A 9,711-nucleotide genomic window follows, 5' to 3' on the forward strand; every position below is an offset into this window, starting at 1 on the left:
GGCGGCGGCCGGATGCGTCATGCAAGTCGTGGTCGAGAGGGACTAGTTGGCCCCGCGAGATATGATGGAAGCTGTTGGCCCCTCGGCAAACGAACAGATCTCAACGACGAGGAAGACCGTGACTGAAGCCACGAATTTTGCCCACCTGTCCCCACGACTGTCTGTCAGCGACGCGTCACCCGACCGCAACCTGGCCCTTGAGCTGGTGCGCGCCACCGAGGCAGCCGCCATCGCCTCGAGCCCCTGGGTCGGGTTCGGCGACAAGAACGCAGCCGACGGCGCAGCCGTCGACGCCATGCGCTCGCTGCTGTCCACCGTGTCCTTCAATGGCGTGGTCGTCATCGGCGAAGGCGAAAAAGACGAAGCCCCGATGCTGTTCAATGGCGAACGCGTGGGCGACGGAAACGGCGCCGAATGTGACGTCGCCGTCGACCCGATCGACGGCACCCGACTTGCAGCCCTGGGCATCAACAACGCCCTCTCGGTCCTGGCGGTTGCCGACCGCGGTTCCATGTTCGACCCTTCCGCGGTCTTCTACATGGAAAAGCTGGTCACCGGCCCCGAGGCCGCCGAGCTGGTTGACCTGCGCCTGCCGGTCAAGCAGAACCTGCACCTGATTGCCAAGGCCAAGGGCAAGAAGATCAACCAGATCACCGTGTGCATCCTTGACCGTCCGCGCCACGCGGGCCTGGTCGATGAGATCCGCGCCGCCGGTGCACGCACCAAGTTCATCATGGACGGCGACGTTGCCGGGGCCATTGCTGCAACCCGCGAGAACACCGGCGTGGATGTGCTGATGGGCATCGGCGGAACCCCCGAGGGCATCGTCACCGCCTGCGCCATTAAGTCGCTGGGCGGCATCATCCAGGGCCGCCTGTGGCCCACCGACGATGACGAGAAGCAGAAGGCCATCGACGCCGGTCACGACCTGGACCGCGTGCTGACCACCAACGACCTGGTCACGAGCGATAACTGCTACTTCGCCGCCACCGGCATCACCGACGGCGACCTGCTGCGCGGGGTGCGCTACAAGAACGGCCGCATCCACACCCAGTCGATCGTGATGCGCTCGAAGTCGGGCACCATCCGCTTCGTCGAGGGCGAGCACCAGTCCGACAAGTGGGAAGCGTACACGCGCTAAAACGCAGTGCGGCCTTGCCGCTTAACGCAGCTGGGCCCGGCGGGAAGTGATTCCCGCCGGGCCCAGCTGCGTCTTGGCGCCTGATGGCCTATTGCAACGGCTGCGGGGTCACGGCGAAGGCGCGCCCCGCCGTGTTGGCGCTGCACCGTGCCATGGCCGGGGCCTCGTTGGCACCGATGAACAGCGAGTCGCCGCGACGCAGGAGTTCGTCCCCGCGCGGGGTGTCGATGAGCACCTCGCCCTCGACGCAGAGCACGATCACCGGGCCGTTGGCCGCCACCGGAACATCCCCTCCGCCCATGTCTGCCGAGTCGGAGACGGCGGGGAGTTCGATGTGCTGCAGCTGGAACTCGGCGAAGGGCGGGGTGAAGACCTGTTGGCCGTACATGGTCTGAACCGGTTCCAGGTGCGGGACGCCCAGGACCTCGAAGCGGCTGACCCGCAGCAGCTCGGGCACGTCGATGTGCTTGGGCGTCAGCCCGCCGCGCAGCACGTTGTCCGAGTTGGCCATGACCTCCACACCCAGTCCGCGCAGGTAGGCGTGCACGTTTCCGGCGCCCAGGTAGATGGCCTGACCGGGCTCCAGGACCACCAGGTTCAGCAGCAGCGAGACCAGCACGCCGATGTCGTTCGGGTAGTGCTCGTTGATCCGCGGCAGCTCCGCCAGCGCGGGGTGTTCGGCCAGGGCCGGGTCCGCCTCGATGGCCGCGAGCGTTGCGGCAACCAGCCGCACCGGTTCCGGTGTCCCACCCAGGAGGTACTCGCAGGTCGAGCGCAGCGCCTCGGCCTCGTCGGGGTTCGAGAGCAGCGAGATGATCTTGCCGCAGGTTTCGGCGGCGTCGGCATCCAGTGCGGGGCGCAGGGTGCCGAAGAGCCCGGCTGTCGCCGCGGGGGAGCGGAAGCCGCTCAGTGCCGCGAAATCGGTGAGCGCGTAGATCATCTCCGGCTTGTGCGAGCCGTCCCGGTAGTTCCGGTGGGGCGCATCGGCGGCCAGTCCGGCGGCGTTTTCCGCAGCGTACCCGGCGGCTGCCTGTTCGGCGGAGGGGTGGACCTGGATGGACAGCGGCTTGCCCGCGGCCAGCACTTTCATCAGGAACGGCAGCCGGCCGTAGGTCTCGGCGACCTCGGGTCCCAGCAGGCCCTGGGGGTCGGCGGCAATCAACCGGTCAAGGCCGATATCCTCGCCGCCCTCCAGTCCGTCGGAGGCCCGGGAAGGAGCGGAGGGGTGGGCGCCGAGCCACATTTCGGCCTCCGGCTTGCCGCTGGGCGTGGTTCCCAGCAGCCCGGCAATGGCGCCAGTGGATCCCCAGGCATAATCACGGATGGTGTTTGTCAGGCGATACATCATTGTCCTTCAGACGATGGGGAGCTGTGCGCCCGGGCCCGGTTAGGGCACCGAGCATTCGTTGTTGTTGGCGGCAATCTTTTCCAGCAGGTCGGTGCGGCCGATTTGTTCGAGGGTGACCAGGTAGCGCTCGTCCAGCTCCGCGCCGTCGGGCTGGGCCGTGGGTGCGTCGGAGGGCGACGCGTTGATCTCGCCGGGCTCGGAATTGCGCTTGGCCTCCGAGCTGTTGATCCCCGAATCCTTGGTCGGACTGGCGGACTGCGTGCTCTTGGCCGATTCGCCCGTCGCGGCAGGGGTCTTCTTGGGCGCGGAGTCGGACTGCGCGGCGATGAGTTCCTGGATGCGCTCGTGGATCACGTCGAACTTCGGGTAGGTGGAGAATTTGTCGGAGGCCGACCCGAAGTCGGGGGCGCCCAGGGTCAGGCGCTTGAACGGGGTCGCCCGGGCCTTGTCGGCCAGGTTCAGGAAGGAACCGAGCTGCTGCTGCGGGATGTCGGTTTCCACCAGCTGCTCGCCGGCATCCATGATCGAGGTGAAGCGCGTGAGCATGGTCTTGGGACTGAACTGGGAAATCATGGCCTGCTGCAGGCATTGCTGGCGGGCGATGCGGTGGTAGTCGGTGGTGAAGTCGCGCGAGCGGGCAAACCACAGGGCCTGCTTGCCGGTGAACTTCTGCTCGCCGGGGGCGAACCAGTGGGTGTTCACCGAGGAGTTGGGCCAGTACTTGCCGTTGTAGGGGACCCAGCCACCCGAATCCACGGTGACCCCGCCCATGGCGTTGATGAACCCGGCGAACCCTGCCATGTCGATCATCACGTAGGCCTGGACCTTCAGGCCAGTGGTGCCCTCGATGGCCTCCATGGTGGCCTGCGCACCGGGGTTCGCGACCCCGGGATACAGATCGGCGTGGTTGTCGGTGGCGTTGCGGTAGATCGCGTTGAAGAGGCACTCATCCCCGCAGTTGTACCCCTCGGGGTACACCTTGCGCATGGGGGAGTCCGCGGAGAACTGGGCGTTCTGCAGGTTGCGGGGGATGGAGATCAGCAGCGACTTGCCGGTCTTGGCATCGACGGACAGCAGCGACATGGAATCGGTGCGCACGCCCTCGCGGTTCCCTGCCGCGTCGGCGCCGAACACCGCAATGTTGTAGCGCCCGTCAACCGGCTTGAACGCGGGTCCGGCGGAGAACACGTTGGAAATGGTCTCGCGGCCCTTGTTCAGCACGAACGCGCCGTAGCCCAGGGACCCGCTGATGGCCAGGGCCAGCACCAGCAGGGTGGCGGTGAGCCCGATCCGCGCCCCGGGGGCCAGATACCTGGGGCGGATGATCGCCAGGGTGTTCAGGAACATCAGCAGCCAGCCGGCCGCCAGCACCACCAACAACAGCGAGGCACCCAGCTGCACCCAGGCCTGGGCAAAGAAGCCCAGCAGCCAGTCGCGCTTGATCAGCGCGGTGGCCAGCACCAGGATGACCAGTGCCCAGCAGGTGATGGTGACCCGCATGACGAACCCGCCCAGGGCACGGTTCCCGGAAACCCATTGGGCACTGCCGGGGAAGAACGTGGTCAGCAGCAGCAGGAACAGTGCGCGCTTGGAGCGCACCGGTGCCGGGGCCGAGACAGGATCCGGGAGCAGGTCTGGGTTGCGGGATGATCGGCGGGTCGATGTCATAGGGGTCCTTACGTGCCGGGGGTTTCGGAGGCCACGGCGGCCCGCAGTGCGGCGCCCTTGTCGGCCGCGACCTGGCGCAGCTCGGCTGCGAAGGCAATGAGCTTTTCCTGGAGTTCGGTGGCGAGGTCGTCGGTGCCGGTGGCGAGCATGCGCACGGCAAGCAGGCCTGCGTTGCGCGCCCCGCCGATGGAGACGGTGGCGACCGGGACGCCTGCGGGCATCTGGACGATGGAGAGCAGCGAGTCCATGCCGTCGAGCGTCTTCAGCGGCACCGGCACGCCGATGACCGGCAGCGGGGTGACCGAGGCGAGCATGCCCGGCAGGTGGGCGGCTCCGCCGGCGCCGGCGATGATCACGCGGATGCCGCGGGTGTGGGCGGCCTTGCCGTAGGCAATCATGTCCTCGGGCATGCGGTGGGCCGAGACGACGTCGGCTTCGAAGGGGATGCCGAATTCGCGCAGGGCCTCGGCCGCCAGCTTCATGACGGGCCAGTCCGAGTCGGAGCCCATGACCAGGGAAACCAGTGGTGCGGTGGTGCTCAAGATGCTTGTCCTTCGGTGGTGGCGGTGGTGGATGCGGTCGCCGCGGAGGGCACGCCGTCGCGGATGATCGAAGCCACGGTGTTGGCACGGGCACGCAGCGAGTCAACCGACTCTCCGGCCTCGGAGACCACGTTCACGTGGCCGATCTTGCGTCCCGGACGCACCGACTTGCCGTAGGCGTGGACCTTCACCCGGGGTTCCGCGGCGAGTGCCGCGGCGAAGGCGCTGTAGAGGTTCTCGTTCGCCCCGCCGAGGTAGTTCTTCATCACGGTGGTCTCGGCCAGCGCGTCGGTGGCGCCCAGCGGCAGGTCAAGGACCGCGCGCAGGTGCTGCTCGAACTGGCTGGTGATCGACCCGTTCATGGTCCAGTGCCCGGTGTTGTGCGGGCGCATGGCAAGTTCGTTGATGACGAATCCGGCACCGGTGCCGGGGGTCTCGAAGAGCTCTGCGGCCATCACGCCGGTGACCCCGAAGGCCTCGGCGATGCGCAGTGCCGCCGCTTCGGCTGCAGCCTCGACGGCCGGGTCAAGGTCGGGTGCCGGGGCGATGACCTCGTCGCAGACGCCATCGACCTGGATGGTGTGCACCACCGGCCAGGCCTTGGCCTCGCCACTTGGGTTGCGCGCGACCAGGGCTGAGAGTTCGCGGGTGAAGGCGACCTTGTCCTCGGCCAGCAGGGCGCCGTTGCCGAACCAGTCGGCCGCCTCGCGTGCCTCCTGCGCATCATCGATCATGCGCACGCCCTTGCCGTCGTAGCCGCCGCGCGGGGTCTTGAGCACGACCGGCCAACCGATCCGCTCGCCGAAGGCCACCAGCTCCGCAACGGTCTCAACCGCTGCCCATTCCGGGTTGGGCAGGCCCAGAGCGGCAATGGCCTCGCGCATCACGAGCTTGTCCTGGGCGTGGATCAGTGCGGCGGGGCGGGGCTGCACATTTACGCCCTCGGCGATCAGCGACTGCAGGTGCTCATTGGGCACGTGCTCGTGGTCGAAGGTGAGGACATCCACTCCGCGGGCGAATTCACGCAGGGCCGCCAAATCCGTATAGTCACCTACCGGGGCGGAAGCCACACTGCGCGCGGCAGAGACATCCGGGCCCTCGGCCAGGATGCGTAGTTCGAAGCCGAGATTCAGGGCCTCGGGAGCCATCATTCGGGCAAGTTGGCCTCCGCCAACAACGCCAATCACTGGAAACGTCACCCGCCTAGCCTACCCAACGCGCGAACCCGCCATTGGTACCCAAAGCGAGTTTGGACACCTTTGGCGGTGAACATTCAGTGAACCGCATTAGAATAGTTTGGTTGACCGTGCGAATAAAACACGGTTCAACTGCACCGACCGCATCGGAATCCAGCCATCTGGCGGCCCGGTGCATTGATACGAAACCACGGAGGATCATGCTGATACAGATCTGGGGCAGACTCATGGGCCTGGCGTCCATGATGTGGCGCGAAGTCGCCAAATTCGGCGTGGTCGGGGGTGTCGCGTTCATAATTGACTCCGGCATCTACCTGTGGATGCTCCAAGGTCCCATGCATGACTCCGAGGTCAAGGCGAAGATCATTGCCGGCATCGTGGCCACGATGTTTTCGTGGGTGGCCAACCGCTTCTGGACCTTCCGCCATCGCCGCCAGGCCAACGTCGTACGCGAGCTGGTGATGTTCCTCATCATGAACGCCATCGGGCTGGGAATCGCCGCGGCCTGCGTGTTCATCACCAAGTACTGGATCGGCCTGACCGACACCACCAGCCTGTTCATTGCAGGCTCCGTGGTCGGACTGGTGCTGGGCACCATCTTCCGGTTCTTCGCCTACCGTTTCTGGGTCTTTGGCGCGGAAATGGATGCCGAAGAGGAATTTGCCCACGACCGCGAACTGCTGCGCGTCGGTTCGGACCCGGTAGCCGCCGAGCGTGGCGCCACCGGCCAGGGACGGAATCACGGCACGCCGGACGGCGCAGCCTAGGGCCCTTGGCCCCGGCACTTGAATACTTCTTGCCCCGGCACGCTTCCTGGTATTCCCATTCACCCGTCGGTGAGGGAAAAACCGGGGAAACATGCCGGGGTTTTTCATGCCCGCAGGACCGGCGGGGCGTGAAGGCGCTGCCTAGGACTCCTGGTCCAGGCGCGTCACCACGCGTTCGCCGCCGAGCAGGGACTCGGTGATCTTCACGCCGTCCTCCACCAGCACCACGGGGTTCTCGCCGCTCCATAGCGACACCAGCGCGGGCAGGATCCGCTCCAGCGGCCACGCGGTGCTGACCAGCGTGGTCCCGGAAGCCCCGGCGGTGGCGCCCGCGGCGAAGAGCTGGGTGTAGGCCAGCGTGCCGGCGGCGGAGTGCAGTGCCGTGGCGGCGGTGTCAATGGGGGAGTGGTTGAACGAATCGGCGTAGGAGCGGACCTCGGAAGCGTAATCCGTGGCACCTACCGGCAGCTCTCCGTCGAAGGCCATGGCCAGTGCCGGCAGGGGGACGGCGATGACCTCGACCGAGCCGTTGACTGCTAAGGTTTGCGGGTCGGCGGTAATGAATACGTCGACATCTCCGGGATCCGTTCCGGGGGCCACGCAGCGCACTTCGGCGCCCAGGTGCCAGCAAGCCAGGGCCAGCGCCACGGACTTCCAATGGCTGGGCATGTCGGTGGCAACGACGCTGCCCGGAGCTAAATCAAATTCTTCGTGCAAAAGGTTCGCACTCTTGGCGACCCAGTTGTCAAAGACCCGCCCGCTGAGCTCCACGCGCTCCCCGCTTTTGGAGTACCAGGTCAAATACGGGTGGGTGGAATGGCGTACCGGAGCCAGTAGCGATTCGACGGGAGATAACGAGTTGGTATCAATGGTCATGTGAAGCTCCTTGTCAAGCCTGTGAATTCCCCGGGAATCCGCGGGCGGGCGTATTTCATTGCGATCACGGCGAAGTCTCGGGCGTGGCGTGACTCTAAATCTACGACATGTGTGGCTAAAATCGACGCCCGCACTTGACGCGACCGGAGTTACACCAGTGTAATTAGATAGTGCACCGTCACGGAGAGGGAAATTGTCTCGCGACGGCTTTTTATTGAGAGGCCGCCGATGTCGCTCTTTTAGGATCATTTCAGGTATCGAGTTCGTAACGGCGGAAGGTTAGTAAACCATGGGGAACGTGGATCGAAGCTTCAACGAAGCCGCAACGACGGCGCCTACGCCTCTGTACAGCGGGGCCCGTGATGTACCGGCAGACTGGTTTGTGGACCCGGCCGAGACCGGCAGGGAGCGGGATGCCGAGCGCTCGAAGGTCTTGACTCCCGCCGAGGAAACGGCGGCATTCCTGTTGGCGCACGACGCCGCCAGCGACCTCGTCGCGGACCCGACACCTTCCTGGGCACCCAGCCTGGATGCAATGCTCGACGGCAAGAGCCCCGCCCAGGCCATCTGGATCGGTCTGGGGTCCGAGGACGAAGACGGCGAACTGGGCTGGCAGTCCGAGGCACTGTGTGCACAGACCGACCCCGAGGCGTTCTTCCCCGAAAAGGGTGGATCGACCCGGGACGCCAAGCGGGTGTGCGGTGCATGCAATGTGCGCTCCGAATGCCTCGAATATGCACTGACCAACGATGAGCGGTTCGGAATTTGGGGCGGACTGTCCGAGCGTGAACGTCGTCGTTTGCGGAAACGAGCAGTCTAATTCTCCCCACGATCCACGTCACCGCCATTGTGGCTGCCCACAATGGCGCAGCTTTTCTTCCCCGGACCCTGGCCGCGCTGCGTGCCCAAACGCGACTGATCGACCGCTTCGTGGGCGTCGACGCGTCGTCCTCCGACGCTTCGGCGGACCTCCTGCGCCAGCACCTGCCCTCCGACGCCACCCTCCTGGAAGTCCCGGAACATAGCTTCGGGCACTCCGTGATGGCCGCCGTGCAATCCCTCGGGGAGTCGCGCCCGGGCCGCACCGAATGGCTCTGGCTGATCCACGACGACTCGGTGCCCGAACTCAACGCCCTGGAAAAGCTGCTCACCGTGGTCGAAGCCACCGAATCGGTGACCATTGCCGGTTCCAAGCAGCTTGACCTCGACTCCCCGCGCCGCCTGCTGGATGTGGGCCTGGGCATGAACAAGTACGCCGAGCGGCTGACGCTGATCGAGATCGACGAGGTCGACCAGGGCCAGTACGACGCACGCACCGATTCCTTCGCCGTGACCAGCGCAGGAATGCTGGTCCGCCGCGACGTCTTCGAGGCCCTGGGCGGTTTCGACCCGGCGCTGCCCGGGTTGGGCGACGACATGGATTTGTGCTGGCGCAACCGACTCATGGGAAACCGCGTGGTCATCGTGCCCGCGGCCAAAATCCACCACAAGGCAGCGGTCTTCCGCGACTTGGCCGGACCTGCCGAAACCCGCCGCGCCGAGGTGTTCATGCGCCTCAAGCATGCCCCGGCCTGGGCTGTCCCCTTCCTGGTTGTCGGCGCGGTGCTCGGCGGGATCTACCGCTTCCTGCTCTCGCTGCTGGCCAAGGACCCGGCCTACGCCTTTGGCCAATTGGGTGCCACCTTCAGGGGCGTTGGCACGCCCGTGAAACTTTCCAGGTCCCGCGCCGCGGCCGCCGCCACCCGGCGGGTCCCGCGCAACTCCATCTCCCGGCTCCTCACCGACCAGGACCTGGTGCGCGAACACCGCAAGAACATGCTCGATACGCTCGATGGCGAGAGCGTCTACGGGGACGGCACCGGTGCCACCACCTCCCAGGATCCCAGCGGGGACGCCCGCAACGACTTCGCCGCGCTGGCCGCACCGAACCGGACCTCCGCCTTCGTGAGCGCCATCATCGCCGTGCTGGCCGCCCTGGCCGTGTCGCTGGTGGGGCTGCGCGCCCTGATTGGCGCCGGGGCAGTGGCAGGCGGGGCCATGCTCCCGATCTCCACACGGGCCTCCGAGATCTTCACCAACGCCACCTCGTGGTGGGCCAACCTCGGGGCGGGAAGCCCCGCCGGCGGGGACCCCATCGACAACCAGTACTGGCTCACGTCGCTGGCCGGCGGCG

9 protein-coding genes are annotated in these 9,711 nt (G+C 66.3%); 4 read left to right on the forward strand and 5 right to left on the reverse strand.

Annotated elements, in window-relative coordinates:
- Positions 1-64 precede the first annotated feature (64 nt).
- Positions 65-1,141 (forward strand): class II fructose-bisphosphatase, encoded by a 1,077-nt coding sequence (gene glpX / locus ACLQ7E_RS20585; RefSeq protein ID WP_411734451.1) that lies wholly within the window; start codon positions 65-67, stop codon positions 1,139-1,141.
- Positions 1,142-1,229: 88 nt separating this feature from the next.
- Here the strand turns inward: glpX and manA are convergent, their stop codons facing one another.
- From manA to ACLQ7E_RS20605, 4 genes are read right to left on the reverse strand one after another with little or no spacing between them, the layout of a single operon-like run.
- Positions 1,230-2,486: a mannose-6-phosphate isomerase, class I gene (manA, locus tag ACLQ7E_RS20590; RefSeq protein ID WP_411734443.1), complete on the reverse strand. Its 1,257-nt coding sequence runs from the start codon at positions 2,484-2,486 to the stop codon at positions 1,230-1,232.
- Between the two features lie 42 nt (positions 2,487-2,528).
- Positions 2,529-4,157, reverse strand: a complete 1,629-nt coding sequence (locus tag ACLQ7E_RS20595) for an LCP family protein (RefSeq protein WP_411734444.1) — start codon at positions 4,155-4,157, stop codon at positions 2,529-2,531.
- An 8-nt stretch (positions 4,158-4,165) separates the two neighbouring features.
- Entirely contained in the window at positions 4,166-4,666 is a 501-nt protein-coding gene (gene purE / locus ACLQ7E_RS20600; protein WP_411734452.1) for a 5-(carboxyamino)imidazole ribonucleotide mutase, read from the reverse strand.
- Between the two features lie 29 nt (positions 4,667-4,695).
- Complete coding sequence (locus ACLQ7E_RS20605) at positions 4,696-5,898, reverse strand: 5-(carboxyamino)imidazole ribonucleotide synthase (RefSeq protein WP_411734445.1); 1,203 nt, start codon at positions 5,896-5,898, stop codon at positions 4,696-4,698.
- Positions 5,899-6,095: 197 nt separating this feature from the next.
- Here ACLQ7E_RS20605 and ACLQ7E_RS20610 point away from each other — a divergent pair, with 197 nt between their 5' ends.
- Positions 6,096-6,662: a GtrA family protein gene (locus ACLQ7E_RS20610; protein WP_411734446.1), complete on the forward strand. Its 567-nt coding sequence runs from the start codon at positions 6,096-6,098 to the stop codon at positions 6,660-6,662.
- Between the two features lie 141 nt (positions 6,663-6,803).
- Here the strand turns inward: ACLQ7E_RS20610 and ACLQ7E_RS20615 are convergent, their stop codons facing one another.
- Positions 6,804-7,538, reverse strand: coding sequence for a TIGR03089 family protein (locus ACLQ7E_RS20615; RefSeq protein ID WP_411734447.1), 735 nt, complete (start codon positions 7,536-7,538; stop codon positions 6,804-6,806).
- Between the two features lie 289 nt (positions 7,539-7,827).
- Here ACLQ7E_RS20615 and ACLQ7E_RS20620 point away from each other — a divergent pair, with 289 nt between their 5' ends.
- Together ACLQ7E_RS20620 and ACLQ7E_RS20625 are read left to right on the forward strand one after the other, a co-directional pair.
- Positions 7,828-8,358: a WhiB family transcriptional regulator gene (locus tag ACLQ7E_RS20620; RefSeq protein WP_411734448.1), complete on the forward strand. Its 531-nt coding sequence runs from the start codon at positions 7,828-7,830 to the stop codon at positions 8,356-8,358.
- 29 nt (positions 8,359-8,387) lie between these two features.
- Positions 8,388-9,711, forward strand: a 1,324-nt coding sequence (locus tag ACLQ7E_RS20625) for a glycosyltransferase family 2 protein (protein WP_411734449.1), incomplete at its 3' end; no start/stop codon positions are given.

The organism is Paeniglutamicibacter sp. (assembly GCF_046714615.1).
Lineage (GTDB): Bacteria > Actinomycetota > Actinomycetes > Actinomycetales > Micrococcaceae > Paeniglutamicibacter.

Bases quoted from the DNA above. Each gene is read 5' to 3' on its own strand.
- glpX (WP_411734451.1), top strand. From the start codon at position 65: ATGGAAGCTGTTGGCCCCTCGGCAAACGAACAGATCTCAACGACGAGG.
- manA (WP_411734443.1), bottom strand. From the start codon at position 2,486: ATGTATCGCCTGACAAACACCATCCGTGATTATGCCTGGGGATCCACT.
- ACLQ7E_RS20595 (WP_411734444.1), bottom strand. From the start codon at position 4,157: ATGACATCGACCCGCCGATCATCCCGCAACCCAGACCTGCTCCCGGAT.
- purE (WP_411734452.1), bottom strand. From the start codon at position 4,666: ATGGGCTCCGACTCGGACTGGCCCGTCATGAAGCTGGCGGCCGAGGCC.
- ACLQ7E_RS20610 (WP_411734446.1), top strand. From the start codon at position 6,096: ATGCTGATACAGATCTGGGGCAGACTCATGGGCCTGGCGTCCATGATG.
- ACLQ7E_RS20615 (WP_411734447.1), bottom strand. From the start codon at position 7,538: ATGACCATTGATACCAACTCGTTATCTCCCGTCGAATCGCTACTGGCT.
- ACLQ7E_RS20620 (WP_411734448.1), top strand. From the start codon at position 7,828: ATGGGGAACGTGGATCGAAGCTTCAACGAAGCCGCAACGACGGCGCCT.